A 13,292-nucleotide genomic window follows, 5' to 3' on the forward strand; every position below is an offset into this window, starting at 1 on the left:
CTATCGCCCCTGGAAGACGGGGCGACGACGTTCAGCGAACGCCGCGACTCCCTCGGCCCAATCACGGGTGGCCATGAGCGCCAGCAACTCTCGCGGTTCCTCGGCCAGCGCGACCTCGAGCGAGTCGTCGCGGCGGAGGGCCGCCTTCATCCGGGACAGCGACAGCGGAGCCTTGGCCGCGAGGACATCGGCGAGTTCATGTGCCGCCGAGAGCAACTGATCACCGGGTACCGCCGCGTACGCCAGACCCCATTCCCGCGCCTGCTGCCCGGTGAAGCGCTCGCCCAGGATCAACAGATCCGTAGCGCGCCGCAATCCGACCAGTCGAGGCAACCGATTGGTCACTCCCCCACCGACATACGTTCCCAGACCTACCTCGGGAAAGCCCATCTGCGCGTCCTGCGCCATGATCAGGAAGTCCGCGCTGACCGCCAGCTCCGCCCCCGCGCCCAGGGCGTAACCGTTCACGGCCGCCACCACCGGCGTATGCATCATCTGAATTTGCTCGCACGCCTGCTGGCCCAACCGCGCGTACCGGGTCAGTTCCTCGGGCGGGCGGAGCCCGGAATGATGCGCCTTCAAGTCCGCGCCGGCGCAGAACGCACGGCCGCCGCCGGTCAGCACGACGCAACGGATCGTCAGCGCCTTCTCGGCGGCGACCAACGCCTCGATCAGCTCCTGATACAGCTCCTCGCTGACGGCGTTGAGTCGCTCGGGACGGTTGAGCGTCAGTGTCACAACGGATTCGGATCTGCTTTCCAGCAAGGTCGGCATATGTGGTGCCCTCCGCTTTCGGTTCTCGGCCACATCGGTACGCCTCTGGTGCGCGGTTCGATGGTGACAGACTGCAATGCAATTTGCAATCCGAAAAAATATGCAATTCTAGTTGCATCAACGGCGTCGAGCGTGTTCCATTGCTGTCTATCGGTTATCTGGGTCACACCCTCACGGCTCGTCGGAAGAAGACCATCGTGTCCACCTCACTCCCGGACTCGGGGAATCTGAAGTCCACCATCAGCACTCGACAGCTGACCATGATCGGCATCGGCGGCGTCATCGGCGCCGGGCTGTTCGTCGGCAGCGGAAAGGCGATCTCCTCGGCGGGCCCGGGCATCGTGCTGGTCTACCTGATTACCGGCCTCGTGGTAATCCTGGTTATGCGGATGCTCGCCGAATTGGCCACCGCCAGCCCCGAGACGGGCTCGTTCTCCAGCTACGCGTCCCGCGAGCTGGGTAGCTGGGCGGGACTCTCGGTCGGCTGGGTCTACGCATATCACTGGTGCGTCACAGTGGCTTTCGAGTCGATCGCCGGGGCCGCCCTCACCGAGCAACTCCTGCCGGGGCCGCCGACATGGCTGTACGCGCTGATCTTCATGAGCGTGCTGACCGCGGTGAACCTGGCCGCGGTGAGCTCGTTCGCCCGGATCGAATTCTGGTTCGCGATGATCAAGGTCACCGCGATCGTGGTCTTCATCGGCATCGGCATCGTCGCGATCGCCGGGCTGTTCGGCGGTCATCCCGCACCGAAGACGACGAATCTGCTGGGGCAGGGCGGGCTGTTCCCGCGCGGCTACTCCGCGATACTCACCGCTGTGCTGACGGTGTTCTTCTCGTACTTCGGCACCGAAATGGTGACCGTCGCCGCCGGCGAGGCGAAAGATCCGGTAGAGGCGGTCCGGGCGAGCATGCGCAGCGTGGCCGGGCGCATTCTGATCTTCTACGTCGGTTCGATCCTCGTCGTCGTCACGCTGTTGCCCTGGAACGCAACACAAGTCACCGCCAGTCCGTACACCGCGGTCCTGACCCGCCTCGGCATCCCCGGCGCACCCACGATCATGAACCTGATCGTGCTCACCGCGGTACTGTCCTGCCTGAACTCCGGCCTGTACTCCTCCTCTCGGATGTTGTATTCGCTGGCCCAGCGTGGTGAGGGTCCGCGCGTACTGAGCCGGACCAACCGCACCGGGGTGCCGGTGGCCGGTGTGCTCGCCGCGTCGAGCGCCGGATTCGTCGCGGTGGTGGCGAACTACTTCCTGCCCACCGGAGCGGTATTCAATTTCCTGCTCAGCTCGTCGGGATCGATCGCGGTCGTGGTCTACCTGTGCATCTGCGCGACGCAGATCCGCGCCCGGCGCGGCCGAACGCCGGAGGAGATCGCGGCGCTGCCGGTGAAGATGTGGGGGGCACCGTATCTGTCCTACGCGGTCGGCCTCGCGCTGGCCGCCATCATCGCCGGTATGGCGTTCACCACCAGCACCCGCAGCCCACTCGCCCTGACCCTCATCGTCACGGGCGTCGCCGTCACCGCCGGGGTGGTGCATCATCGGCGCACCGCCGCGCTGCCCTCGGCAGCGGCCGACTAGCGACGCGGCACGCCCGGCCGACTACTCACCACCGGATTCCGCGACATAGACACCGAACTCACCGAGCAGATTCTCCTCTTCGAGCAGGGTCGCGCGGACCTGATGTCCCAACAGATGCGCGACCGCGCCCGACATCGCCTGCACCAGTGCGGTGAACGCGGTCATCGACCGCAGCACACCGGCGCTGGATGCCTCGACACAGAAGGTCTCGTGCGCCGATTCGGCCAAGGGCGAGCCGACGGTATCGGTCAGCGCGAGGACGTGCGCACCACGCTCCCGAGCCCACCGCGCGGCGCGAACGGTGTCGACGCTGTAGCGATGAATCGATATCGCCACGAAACAATCGTCGGCGCGCACCCGGCGCAGCTCATCTGTCAGCGCTCCGGCCGAGCCGTCGACGACCACCACGTCCTCGCGCAGCATCCGCAGCAGATAGCCCAGCAGATACGCCGGCGCATGGCATTTGCGCAACCCCATCACGTGCACACGCGGCGCGTGCGCCAGCCGATCGACCGAGGCGGTCCACTGTGCCTGATCCACGCGCGCGAAGGTACGGACGATATTGGCCTGGTCGAGCGCCGCCGTCTGCTCCAGCAGCCCCGCACCATCGGCGACCAACCGTTCGAGGTTGTCGAATCGACGCAACAGCTGAGCCTGTTCCCGCAACCGCTCCCGGCAGAGTTTGGTCAGCCCCGGATACCCCTTCAATCCGAGCCCGGTCGCGAAGCGCACCACCGTCGCCTCGTTGACGCCGACCGCACCGGCCAGCTCGGAAACCGTCATGAACGCCACCGCCTCGGAATCCGACAAGACCCGCTGCGCGAGCTTGCGATGCGCGGCGGACAGGGTGTTCATCCGCGAGCGGAGCACAACGACCAGGTCATCGAATGTCTCCGGACCGGTTGCGACCGGATCCTGATCATCGGCAGGCCGAGTACTCATCACAGACTCCTGTCTCATGCCGGTGGACCTCATCGTGCGGCACACACATTGTCCCGAAGCCCAGCCGGGCCATCGAGGCGGGACGGTCCGGCATGGCGGCGAGGCCGCGGTGAGGGTCTCGACATCCGACCGAGCGGAGCGTTCTCCGGCCGGTCGCGCGCTGTTTTCGAATCAGCGGCGCGACCGGACGCTCATCGGATGGCGCCGACGCCCGGGATCAGAGGCAGATCCAGCGGGGTGACCCAGCCCGGCGGCAGGGCGTTGACCGCGGGGACCGCGTTCAGGGCGCGCATGCCGGTGGCCAGGCAGCCCGCGACAGCAGGGGTCCGGCCGGAGCCGTCGGTGAAGCGGAACGAGGTTTCCTGGGAGATGGACGGGGAGCCGAGGATGTCGACGCGGTAGACGTCGTCGCGGGTGCCCGCGGGCCAGTCGGGGGCGGCGTCGAGGCCGATGCGGTTGACGTGTTCGAGGGTGATGACCTCGCGCTCGCGATAGATGCCGTTGATGGTGAAGCGGATCGCGGCGACCGTGCCCGCCGCGACCGTGCCCTTCGCGGATCGGCGGTCGGTCGGGGTCACCCACTTGTCCCAGGTGGTGGTGATGCGGTCCAGTTCGATACCGGCCGCGTGCGCGATCATCGGCACGGTCGCACCCCAGGCCATGATCAGCAGATCCGGATGTTCCAGCAGGGCAGTGAATTCCGGCGGATGGCCGATGCCCATCTCGAATTCGTAATCGCCCTCGTAGTCGGTGTAGTCGAGGAGTTCCGAGGCGCGCACCGAGGTGACCTCGCCGCACAGGCCCATCAATGTCATCGGGAACAGGTCGTTGGCGAATCCCGGATCGATGCCGGTGGTGAAACACGACGCCCCACCCGCCGCGCACGCCTCGGCGATCGGATCGCGCCACACGTCCGGCAGCTGGTCCATCGACGGCCACACCCACGGCGTCATGGCCGTGGAGCACACATCGATTCCGGCACGCAGGAATTCGCCGATCACCCGGATGTTCTCATCGGCGAACTGCGCGGTGGGACCGTAGTGCACGACCGCGTCCGGACGCAGCGCGATCAACTCCTCGACCGAATTCGTCGCCGCCACACCGGTTTTCCCGGCTCCGCAGAGATCACCGGCATCCACGCCGACCTTCTCCGGATTGCTCACGCCCACGCCGGCCAGCTCGAATCGCGGGTGCCGCAGGATCTCCGCCAGCACCATCGAACCGACGACGCCGGTGCCCCACAATACGATTCGCTTCTTGCCCTCGGCCATGACTCCTCCTGATTCAGCGGTGGAATTCGCCGCAGTCGACGGTCAGCATCTGCCCGGTGACGGCCGTGGCCAGATCGCTGGCCAGGAACAGCGCCGCGCGGGCCACCTCCTCGGGTGCGGCCAGGCGGCGCAGATCGGTCGGCGCGGCCTTCTCGCGGTAGATGTCCTCATGCGTGACCCCGGCCTGCGAGGCCAGCCAATCGAAGTACGCCTTGTTGATGTCCTCGTACACATAGGACGGCGCGACGCTGTTCACCCGGATCCCGCGCGGTCCGAGCTCGGTGGCCAGCGACGAAGCCAGATGCGCCAGAGCGCCTTTGGACAACTTGTAGCCGGAGTACTCGGGCTGCGAACTGTAGGAGACGCACGAGTTGAGCATGATGATCGAGCCCCGCGACGCGGCCAGGGCATCGGCGAACAATGCCGAAAGACGCAGCGGCGCGAAGACATTCGTCTCGTTCGCCACCCGCAGGGCCGCCGGGTCGATCTGCGAGATGGGGTCCATCGGCGGAATGGCGAAGGCATTGTTGATCAGGCAGTCGATCCGGTCGAATGCGGCCAGGGCGCCTTCGACCAACCTGACGCGCTGATCCTCATCGGTGATATCGGTGGGGACGACCGCCGCGGTGCGCCCCAGACCGCGGATCTCCTCGGCCAGCTTCTCCAGACGCCGCTCGGTCCGGCTGACCAATACCAGATCCGCGCCCATGTGCGCGGCCTCCAGAGCCAGCGAACGCCCCAGACCGGGCCCGACGCCCGAGAGCACGATGACCTTGTCCTGCAGCAGCGGCACCGGGTGGTAGGCCTGGGTGGGCGCGGTGACATGCGCGTCGGCGGGCACGACTCCTCCTAGAATTCAGCAGTTACAATGTGTAACGACTTAGATGTGACAGACTGTATCGACTCCGAACCGCGCTGACAAGGATGCATTTCGTGACCACACGCCATCGCCTCGGCCCGCACCGCGATCCCGCGGTGGACCACGCGGTGCTCGAGGCCGCCCGCAGCCTGCTCGTCGAACGCGGATACGCCGGGACCTCGATCGATGCGATCGCGACCCGCGCCGGGGTCAGCCGTCCGGCGATCTATCGCCGCTGGCCCTCCAAGGCGCATCTGATCGCCAAGGCGGTGTTCCCGGACGTCGGCTCCGAGGAGGCCGCCCCCGATCTGATCGCCGAGATCCGCAAGGTCATCCGGGGCACGATCCAGCTGTTCGGATCGGCCGAGGCACGCGCGGCCATGCCGGGCCTGATGACCGATATGCGCGCGGATTCCGGTTTGTACCAGAAACTCTCGGCCCGACTGGATACTCCCACGCGCGACGAACTCGCGGAGTATCTGCCCGCCGACGCAACCCCCCGCCCCGGCTTGGACCCGAACACCCTCCTGGACACGATCGCGGGCGCGGCCCTGTTCGCCATGTGCATCCGCGACGTCGGCGACCTGGACGGCTTCGCCGAATCCCTGGAGGACCTGCTGCTCTACGGCATCGTCGGCGCGCGGAATCGCACGGCGACAAGCGATCCCGACCGACAGCCGGGATAGGTCACCCGCGCCCGGCGACACGATCCGCGCCGACATCTAGCATGTTCGAACATTTGTTCGATACACTCACTGCGCAACAGCTCCCGGAGCAACTACGACGGGCGTTCCACACCACACCCGGGCGCAGCGACCCGCTGGTCCCGCAGAACTTGTCGTACCCCTAGGGCACAATAGCCGTATCGGACGCCGATCAGGTTGCACCGCAAAGTAATCCGCAACCCTAGGAAAGGCGTGTCCATGTCCGAGCTCCGCTCGTCGACGTCCGATCACAGTGCCGAGGGCCGATTGGTCGCCGAGGCACAGCGGCATCGGGAGCTGCTGCGCAAACCCGTCGAGGACTACCGTCGGCGACTGGTCGTACACGCGCGGCATCTCCAGCCGATGCAGCGCTCACCCCTGCTCACCAGGGCCGAGGAGCGTATCGCGGACCTGATGATCGATCCGGTCCGTCATCGCGAGCTCGACCTCGACGCCTACCGGGCCGTGCGCGACGGCCTGCCGACGCGCTGGGATGCGCGCTGGCTGCGGTTCATCGCGCAGAGCGGCTCGCGGGAGATCTCGATCGGGCCGCACAGCGCCGAACGCCGGCTGGGCATCATCGCGCGGCTGGCCGCGCGAGATGTGGAGATCGAGCAGATCCTCACGGTCGCGTCGGTGGTGATCGCGCACCCCGCGGGCCCGGACGCGGCGGTCGTGCCGCCCGTCCGGGCGACCAGGCGCGCTGAGGCGCTCACCACCGCCGCGCAGCCGACGGGTACGCACGGGTGAGGTGCGGCCCCGCGCCGCACCGGATCTCAGCCGTCGGACAGCTCGGCGGTTCGGACCTGCGGCTCGTCGTCGATCGGGCCGAATCGCTTGTGCACGAAGTATTGCTGCACGAAAGTCCAGGTGTTGCTGGTGGCGAAGTACACCAGCACGCCGACGGGCATGATCAGCCCGGCCGCGAGGGTGCCCAGCGGGAACAGCCACATGGTCATGAAGTTGATCAGCCGGGTCTGGGTGTTCATCTCGGTCTGCCGGATCACCGAGGCGCGGGCGGTGAAATGCGTGGCCACCGCGCCGATCACGACCATCGGGATCGCCACCGCGGCGACCGAGCCCCAGGCCGATCCCGACGTCAGCAGGGTCGCGGTCAGCGGCGCGGTGAACAGCTTGGCGTGCAGGAACGATTGCACCTGTGCGACGGAGAAGAAGTAGTTCGATGTCACCGTGGCCTGCGCCGCGGAGGCGCGCACCGGATGCCACAGCAGGCGCACGATCGATCCGGATCCGGTGCGGCCGAACGAACTCAGCACATGCAGCAGACCCACGAAGATGACCAGTTGCACGATCACCGGCAGGCAGCCGCTGAACACGTTGAACTGGTGCTGCTGCTGCAAAGTGCGCATCTCGGCCGCGAGACGCTCCTTGTCGTCGGCGTGCCGTTGCTGCAACTCCTTCATCTTGGGCCGCAGCACGGACATCGTGCGCTGGAACCGGACCTGCGCCACGAACGGCTTGTACAGCGCGGCGCGCAGGGTGAGCACCAGGAACATGATCGCCAGTGCCCAGGCCAGGCCGCTGGCCGCGCCGAGGAGAGCGGCAAATCCGGTGTGCCACAACCACAACACGCCGGACAGGGGGTAGTACACGAAATCGAGCATGGGCAAACACCTCACTGCGAGGTACCCGCGAACGGGCCTGTGGTGAACAGGGTCGGCGAAGAGGCCGACCGCGCCGCGGCGCGGTCAGCCGCCGTGTCCCGGCGCCCTGGGCCGCACCCGGCCCGCTGTGTCCGGATTGCTCTGCCGCAGGAACGATCCGCGCCGCCGTCGCTGCGCCGACACCGGCGGACCGGTGCTGACGACGACCGGCAGCAACCGCACCCGAGTGGAATGCGCCGCCACTACGGCCAATGCCACCATGGCCGCGGTGCCCAGGGCCAGCAGGGAATTCGACTCACCCGCCGGTAACAGCAGCGCAGCCCACACGGAAACGATGAACGCGCACACCATCGGTGCCGTCGATCGCATCACCATGCCCATCAGCGTACCGCCCACGCGAACCCGCACTTACCAGGGTTCCCGGCGCGTTGACCGGCCCATCCACCCCGACCCACCGCCGATGCCGCTGCCCGCGAGCAAATCCGGCGCACCCCGAGCGAACCCACGGGCCGATCGATGCCGGTGCTCGGCAACTCCTCGTCGTGTGCCGCTCGGCCATTCCACCGCCGATACCTCTGCCCCCATTCGGACGAGCCGAGAGTCCGCCGGGTCGCATTCCCATAAATTGCCCTCACTGCCGGGCGATCGGGACGTATATCCTGGTCGCCCAGTCTGTGGGGAGGAGAGGACGCTGATGGCCGGCGAATTGGTTACGGGTGAGTTGACCGTCGATGGGCGGGTGCGGACGTTCGGGGTGCGGGTGCCTCGGGCCGAGGGGGTGCCGCTGGTGTTGGCGTTGCACGGGAATGCCTCCGGGTTGCCGCCGGAGCAGCGGCGGCCGGGACTGATGATGGACGAGTGGACCAGTTTCGGTGCGCGGGCGCAGGAATGGGAGATCGCCGTCGCCTATCCCGACGGGTGGGAACGGTGCTGGGCGGACGGGCGCGGAGTCACTCTCGCGGACGAGGCCGGTATCGATGACGTGGCTTTCCTTCGTAGGCTGATCCACTGGTGCGCAGCGGAATTCGGCACACGGCCGGAATGGACCATCCCGGCGGGGATTTCCAACGGTGGGTTCATGGCGCACCGGCTCGGTCTCGAACTGAGCGATCTGGTGCCCGCATTCGGCGCCGTCGCCGGGGGGCTGCCGGTCGCGCTGGAGGGGATCGACCCCACGCACGCGGTATCGGCTCTGCTGATCAACGGGACGGCCGACGAGGCGGTGCCGATCACCGGCGGTTATTCCCGGCGTCGTGGACCCGATGGCGAATTGCGTGGCCGCACACTGGGTTTGGCCGAGTCTGCCGCGTGGTGGCAGGGCGTCGACCGGTGCTCGGGTGTGGGCGCGACCGTCGTCACCGACGGGTCGAGCAGGCAGACCGTAACAGGCGGTGTCGGTGGCAGCCGGGTCGCGGCGTGGACGGTGTTCGGCGGCGGGCACACCTGGCCGGGCAAACCGACTCCGCCGGAATGGGACAATGGCCCGAATACCGTGACATCCACCGAATTCGATGCCGCCGAGGAGATCCACCGATTCGCGCGGGCAGCACTCGTCCCGGCCGACGCGCGAAAACTCTGAAGTCCCACGCCCGAATCGACGGACCTGCGACCCGAAGGCGCTGCGACACATCCGGCTTCGACGACTGCCGGGTCACCCTCTCGGCGCGCACGGCGCGCGCACCAGGGCGCACGATGCGGCCCACCGGAATCGACGACGAGGTGACTCGACTATGTCCGACGGCCGATGAGCAGGTGCCCGGGCAGCGGCTTGCGTTCGAGGGCACGATGTTCGACGGTGAGGCCGACGCCTTCGAGGGCCTCGGTCAGCTCCGCGACCGAACGCAGCCGGAATCCGTGCGCGGTGAACGGCAGGGAGGCCATCGCGTCGGGATCGCCGATACCGATCACCACACGCCCCTTCGGCCGCAGCACCCGCGCCAATTCCGCGCAGGCCCGGTCGAGTTCGGCGACGAAATAGACCGTGTTCACGGTGATCACCGCGTCCAGGCTCGCATCGGCGAGCGGCAGTTCGGTGAGCGAGCCCTCCAGCACCCGCAACCGCCCCGTGCCGATCTCACGCGTGAACCGAGACCTGGCCCGCGCCGACATATCCCGCGAAAGCTCCACACCGTGCACGGTGCCCTCCGCGCCGACCCGGTCCAGCAGCAGCGAAAGTCCCACGCCGCCACCGAATCCGATATCGGCCGCCGCCTGCCCCGACGCGACCTCCGCACCGCCGACGCTCTCCTCGATGACGAAACGATTCGTCCGGTCGAGGATCCGCCCCACTCCCTTGCCCAGCAGCCCGCTCGGATGCCCGAGCTGACCGGCGACGGTGGACATCACACGCGCGACAAGCGGATTCACGCCACGGATGCTACCCCCGGACACGTCGCCAGGCCCGAACGCGTCACCACCGCACCCGCCACCAGCGAGATCGCCACGATGTACAGCAACCGCACACCCAGTACGAACGGCTGAAACGCCAAGGGCATCAACGAAATCGATATCAGGCCCAGCACGGCGACCGACCCCGCGGTCAGCCAGAACCGCCGCGGCATACGCGTGACAGCCCGCGGCTCACCGTGCCAGATCCGCACCAGACCGCGCCGCCCGACGTAGTAGAACACCCCGATCGCGAGCACCGCACCGCCCATGGTCGACGCCTGTTGCAGCAGATACCACCATGGCCTGCCGAACAATCCCGTATGAAACAGCACGGGAAATCGCGCGACCGCCCAACCGTGCCCACCCGCCGGATCATGGGTGAACCCGTCCCAGAAGATATGCGTGATCGCCCCGGCCAGAATCGAATACACCGTGACGTGCCACCGATACCGCACGTCACCGAGTACGCCGTAGGCAGGCAGATCGAATCCCCCGAGCTGCGGCAGATGCGCCGCGATCGACGGCGCACTCCACCGAATCATCCACGTCCCCACGATCCCCACCGGCAGACACCACCACAGCAGCGCCGCCACGGCATGGGTCTCCGGCATCGAGAAGAACCCCGCCACCGGATACGACGCATCCGGCGCCGCCGACCCCACCACCAACGCGACCCCGTCCCACCGCCGCGGCCACCGCGTCTTCAGCGGAAGCACGGCCAGCGAATGCGATGGAAACGTGAGCGGCATCGACGGAGTGTATCGACCTAGCGACTCGCGTCCGCGTCCAGAATTTGTTCGCGAAGGATGTCGGCATGACCGCAGTGTTGCGCCAGTTCCCGAAGAACCTGCAGGTACACCCACCGCAGTGGCAACGGCCCGCGGCGGTTGCCGGGCAGGATGTCGTCCAGGCCGAGTTCGGCGGCGACGTGGCGAGATTCCCGGCAGGCTTGCCGATGGGCAAGCGATACGGTCTCGATCGTGTCCTGCTCGGTGAGCACGAAGGACTCGTCGGGTGTGTTCGGGATGCCGATCTCGGCACGCGACCGGCCGGTCACCGCCTCGTCGAACCACACCTTCTCGACGAAGGCGGCATGTTTGACGAGCCCGAGCAGGGTCGTGCGCGACGAAACCAGCGAGCGACGAGCCTGCTCCTCGGTGAACCCGTCCAGGGACCGGCGCAGGCCCTCCCGATGCTGATCGATGAATGTTTCGAACTGTGTCTTCAGCAGATCGTCGATGACGGATTCCGCACTGGCTGTCTCGGTGTCGTTCATCGGGCGAGTATCCCCGGGACGCCTCCACCTCGGCGGGCCGCACACCCGTAGGGTACTGTTCGTGGACAGGACGGCCGAGGGCTCCGGAGACCGGGCGCATCCGCACGAACCGCACGGCAACGGGCTCGCCTCACGGCTGAACTGGTTGCGGGCCGGGGTGCTGGGCGCCAACGACGGCATCGTGTCGACCGCGGGTCTGGTCGTGGGCGTCGCGGCGACGACCAACGCGGCCGCGGCGATTCTGACCGCGGGTATCGCCGGGCTCACCGCGGGCGCGATCTCCATGGCAGCGGGCGAGTACATCTCGGTGAGCACGCAGCGCGATTCCGAACGGGCCCAACTGTCCAAGGAGCGCAGGGAACTGGCCGAGGAACCCGATTACGAACTCGACGAACTGGCACAGATCTACGAGGGCAAGGGACTGTCCCCGGACACCGCCCGCCTGGTCGCCGCGGAGCTCACCGCCCACGACGCCTTCACCGCCCATGCCGAGGCGGAACTGGGCCTGGACCCCACCGAACTGACCAATCCCTGGCAGGCGGCGATCTCCTCGGCGATCTCGTTCACCCTGGGCGCGATTCTGCCGATCCTGGCGATCCTGCTGCCGCCGGTGTCGTGGCGGATCCCGGTGACCTTCGCGGCCGTGCTGATCGCCCTGGGCCTGACCGGTTCGGTCAGCGCCCGCCTCGGCGGCAGCAATCCGCGTCGCGCGGTCCTGCGCGTCGTCATCGGCGGCGCGGTCGCCATGGCGGTGACTTACGGCATCGGGCAACTCGCGGACGTTTCCGGGCTCTGAACAGGCATTATCAATCTTCGCTCAGCTGCCAGCGCGCGCCCGCGGCAGTCAGGAAATCCAGGAAATCCGCAGGGTCGACGGCCTGCGCCGGGGCCAGTGCGCCGGCGGGAGCGCCCACCTCGGCCAGGCGATGCACGGCTTCCACGGCGATGACCGCCGTAAGGCCGTACCCATCGGGTCCGGTCACCCAGCCGCGGCTCCGCCTGCCGTCCGCCCCGGTCACCTCGGCGAGCATCAGCCATCGCCCGTCGCGTCGCGCCTGCATCGGCACGACCTCGGGAACCATCTCGGCCGAGGCCTCGGTCAGTCCCGTGAACAATATCGCTACTTCAGCTCTGATCGCCCCTCGCACCCGTTCGGCCGCGACGTGGCGGGGAATCGTAACCACCCCGGGCAATCCGAAGGCGCACAGCGATGCGGGCTGGGTCTGGCCCGGCGCCTCGATCGGCTCGAACTCGCCGCCACCGTCCGGACGCCAGTCGCCGTCGGCGTATTCGAGCCTGTCGCTCCCGGCCACAGCGAGCATCGATCGGGCCGTTCCGCGCGAAACGCCGCCCGGCAGACGAAGGTCCGCGATCAGAACATCCCGGACGATCGGCACCCGCGCGGCGGCCAGATGCGCGATCAGATCTCCCGGAACGCCGTCGTCCGTCGCTCCGGGAACGATCGCGACCGCCGATTGCTTTGCCGCCGAATCGAATTGCTCGAACATCCGGTGGATGTGCCGCTGCTCACCGGAGGTGTCGACGTAGTGCCGTCCGGCCGCGATCGCCGCGCGGACCACCGGTTCGCCCCAGCGCGTGAACGGTCCCGCGCAATTCACAACCGCATCGCAATCGGCGAAAACCTCCGTCATTTCTCGTATTTCATCCAGTCCGGCGGCACGCACCTCCGCGTTCGGCGCCCCGGCTTCCTCGGCGGCCTTCCGCAACCGCCCGAGGTTCCGTCCCACCAGCACCGGTTCGAAACCCCGCCGCCGAGCCTCGCTCACCACCAGCGACCCGGTGAATCCGCTGGCCCCGTACACGGCAATCCTCATCGCACACTCCTGGGTGATGATCCTGCGTC

The 13,292-nt window shown here is 67.7% G+C and carries 15 protein-coding genes; 5 read left to right on the forward strand and 10 right to left on the reverse strand.

Annotated features, from left to right (window positions below):
• A complete protein-coding gene (locus NM2_RS19705; protein WP_067670701.1) occupies positions 1 to 774 on the reverse strand; it encodes an enoyl-CoA hydratase/isomerase family protein in 774 nt (257 codons plus the stop codon).
• Between the two features lie 197 nt (positions 775 to 971).
• Here NM2_RS19705 and NM2_RS19710 point away from each other — a divergent pair, with 197 nt between their 5' ends.
• Positions 972 to 2,363, forward strand: coding sequence for an amino acid permease (locus NM2_RS19710; protein WP_245718123.1), 1,392 nt, complete (start codon positions 972 to 974; stop codon positions 2,361 to 2,363).
• A 21-nt stretch (positions 2,364 to 2,384) separates the two neighbouring features.
• On the opposite strand, the gene NM2_RS19715 is transcribed toward NM2_RS19710, so the two are convergent.
• From NM2_RS19715 to NM2_RS19725, 3 genes are all read right to left on the reverse strand, one after another.
• Positions 2,385 to 3,305: a MurR/RpiR family transcriptional regulator gene (locus NM2_RS19715; RefSeq protein ID WP_067670703.1), complete on the reverse strand. Its 921-nt coding sequence runs from the start codon at positions 3,303 to 3,305 to the stop codon at positions 2,385 to 2,387.
• 191 nt (positions 3,306 to 3,496) lie between these two features.
• Positions 3,497 to 4,576, reverse strand: a complete 1,080-nt coding sequence (locus NM2_RS19720; RefSeq protein ID WP_067670705.1) for an NAD(P)H-dependent amine dehydrogenase family protein — start codon at positions 4,574 to 4,576, stop codon at positions 3,497 to 3,499.
• A 13-nt stretch (positions 4,577 to 4,589) separates the two neighbouring features.
• The gene (locus tag NM2_RS19725; RefSeq protein ID WP_245718124.1) at positions 4,590 to 5,417 is read right to left on the reverse strand and encodes an SDR family oxidoreductase; all 828 of its coding nucleotides are present in this window, start codon (positions 5,415 to 5,417) and stop codon (positions 4,590 to 4,592) included.
• 92 nt (positions 5,418 to 5,509) lie between these two features.
• On the opposite strand from NM2_RS19725, the gene NM2_RS19730 reads away from it, so the two are divergent.
• A complete protein-coding gene (locus tag NM2_RS19730; RefSeq protein WP_245718125.1) occupies positions 5,510 to 6,121 on the forward strand; it encodes a TetR/AcrR family transcriptional regulator in 612 nt (203 codons plus the stop codon).
• A gap of 237 nt (positions 6,122 to 6,358) precedes the next feature.
• Positions 6,359 to 6,889, forward strand: coding sequence for a hypothetical protein (locus tag NM2_RS19735; protein ID WP_067670708.1), 531 nt, complete (start codon positions 6,359 to 6,361; stop codon positions 6,887 to 6,889).
• A gap of 26 nt (positions 6,890 to 6,915) precedes the next feature.
• On the opposite strand, the gene yidC is transcribed toward NM2_RS19735, so the two are convergent.
• Together yidC and NM2_RS19745 are read right to left on the reverse strand one after the other, a co-directional pair.
• On the reverse strand, positions 6,916 to 7,764 hold the full coding sequence (gene yidC / locus NM2_RS19740; RefSeq protein ID WP_067670710.1) for a membrane protein insertase YidC: 849 nt from the start codon (positions 7,762 to 7,764) through the stop codon (positions 6,916 to 6,918).
• Between the two features lie 84 nt (positions 7,765 to 7,848).
• Positions 7,849 to 8,139: a DUF6412 domain-containing protein gene (locus tag NM2_RS19745; RefSeq protein WP_157121184.1), complete on the reverse strand. Its 291-nt coding sequence runs from the start codon at positions 8,137 to 8,139 to the stop codon at positions 7,849 to 7,851.
• 319 nt (positions 8,140 to 8,458) lie between these two features.
• Between NM2_RS19745 and NM2_RS19750 the strand changes: the two genes are divergently transcribed.
• The gene (locus tag NM2_RS19750) at positions 8,459 to 9,343 is read left to right on the forward strand and encodes a CE1 family esterase (protein WP_067670714.1); all 885 of its coding nucleotides are present in this window, start codon (positions 8,459 to 8,461) and stop codon (positions 9,341 to 9,343) included.
• 149 nt (positions 9,344 to 9,492) lie between these two features.
• Here the strand turns inward: NM2_RS19750 and NM2_RS19755 are convergent, their stop codons facing one another.
• Genes NM2_RS19755 through NM2_RS19765 form a run of 3 tightly spaced genes read right to left on the reverse strand, consistent with a single transcriptional unit; the run spans position 9,493 to position 11,428 of the window.
• The gene (locus NM2_RS19755; protein WP_245718126.1) at positions 9,493 to 10,131 is read right to left on the reverse strand and encodes a class I SAM-dependent methyltransferase; all 639 of its coding nucleotides are present in this window, start codon (positions 10,129 to 10,131) and stop codon (positions 9,493 to 9,495) included.
• The gene (locus NM2_RS19760; protein ID WP_067670716.1) at positions 10,128 to 10,901 is read right to left on the reverse strand and encodes a DUF4184 family protein; all 774 of its coding nucleotides are present in this window, start codon (positions 10,899 to 10,901) and stop codon (positions 10,128 to 10,130) included. Before NM2_RS19760 ends, NM2_RS19755 begins: the two co-directional genes overlap by 4 nt.
• 17 nt (positions 10,902 to 10,918) lie before the next feature.
• Positions 10,919 to 11,428 (reverse strand): DinB family protein, encoded by a 510-nt coding sequence (locus NM2_RS19765; protein WP_067670718.1) that lies wholly within the window; start codon positions 11,426 to 11,428, stop codon positions 10,919 to 10,921.
• Positions 11,429 to 11,489: 61 nt separating this feature from the next.
• On the opposite strand from NM2_RS19765, the gene NM2_RS19770 reads away from it, so the two are divergent.
• The gene (locus tag NM2_RS19770; protein WP_067670720.1) at positions 11,490 to 12,224 is read left to right on the forward strand and encodes a VIT1/CCC1 transporter family protein; all 735 of its coding nucleotides are present in this window, start codon (positions 11,490 to 11,492) and stop codon (positions 12,222 to 12,224) included.
• A gap of 10 nt (positions 12,225 to 12,234) precedes the next feature.
• On the opposite strand, the gene NM2_RS19775 is transcribed toward NM2_RS19770, so the two are convergent.
• Positions 12,235 to 13,263, reverse strand: a complete 1,029-nt coding sequence (locus NM2_RS19775; protein WP_067670813.1) for a saccharopine dehydrogenase family protein — start codon at positions 13,261 to 13,263, stop codon at positions 12,235 to 12,237.
• Between the last annotated feature and the right edge of the window lie 29 nt (positions 13,264 to 13,292).

Origin of the sequence: Nocardia miyunensis NBRC 108239, from assembly GCF_001613065.1 — a bacterium.
Taxonomy (GTDB): Bacteria; Actinomycetota; Actinomycetes; order Mycobacteriales; family Mycobacteriaceae; genus Nocardia; species Nocardia miyunensis.

What these genes read in the sequence shown, in the direction of transcription:
- NM2_RS19705 (WP_067670701.1), bottom strand. Translation starts at nt 774, where the DNA reads ATGCCGACCTTGCTGGAAAGCAGATCCGAATCCGTTGTGACACTGACG.
- NM2_RS19760 (WP_067670716.1), bottom strand. Translation starts at nt 10,901, where the DNA reads ATGCCGCTCACGTTTCCATCGCATTCGCTGGCCGTGCTTCCGCTGAAG.
- NM2_RS19775 (WP_067670813.1), bottom strand. Translation starts at nt 13,263, where the DNA reads ATGAGGATTGCCGTGTACGGGGCCAGCGGATTCACCGGGTCGCTGGTG.
- NM2_RS19720 (WP_067670705.1), bottom strand. Translation starts at nt 4,576, where the DNA reads ATGGCCGAGGGCAAGAAGCGAATCGTATTGTGGGGCACCGGCGTCGTC.
- NM2_RS19735 (WP_067670708.1), top strand. Translation starts at nt 6,359, where the DNA reads ATGTCCGAGCTCCGCTCGTCGACGTCCGATCACAGTGCCGAGGGCCGA.
- NM2_RS19715 (WP_067670703.1), bottom strand. Translation starts at nt 3,305, where the DNA reads ATGAGTACTCGGCCTGCCGATGATCAGGATCCGGTCGCAACCGGTCCG.
- yidC (WP_067670710.1), bottom strand. Translation starts at nt 7,764, where the DNA reads ATGCTCGATTTCGTGTACTACCCCCTGTCCGGCGTGTTGTGGTTGTGG.
- NM2_RS19765 (WP_067670718.1), bottom strand. Translation starts at nt 11,428, where the DNA reads ATGAACGACACCGAGACAGCCAGTGCGGAATCCGTCATCGACGATCTG.
- NM2_RS19745 (WP_157121184.1), bottom strand. Translation starts at nt 8,139, where the DNA reads ATGGTGATGCGATCGACGGCACCGATGGTGTGCGCGTTCATCGTTTCC.
- NM2_RS19750 (WP_067670714.1), top strand. Translation starts at nt 8,459, where the DNA reads ATGGCCGGCGAATTGGTTACGGGTGAGTTGACCGTCGATGGGCGGGTG.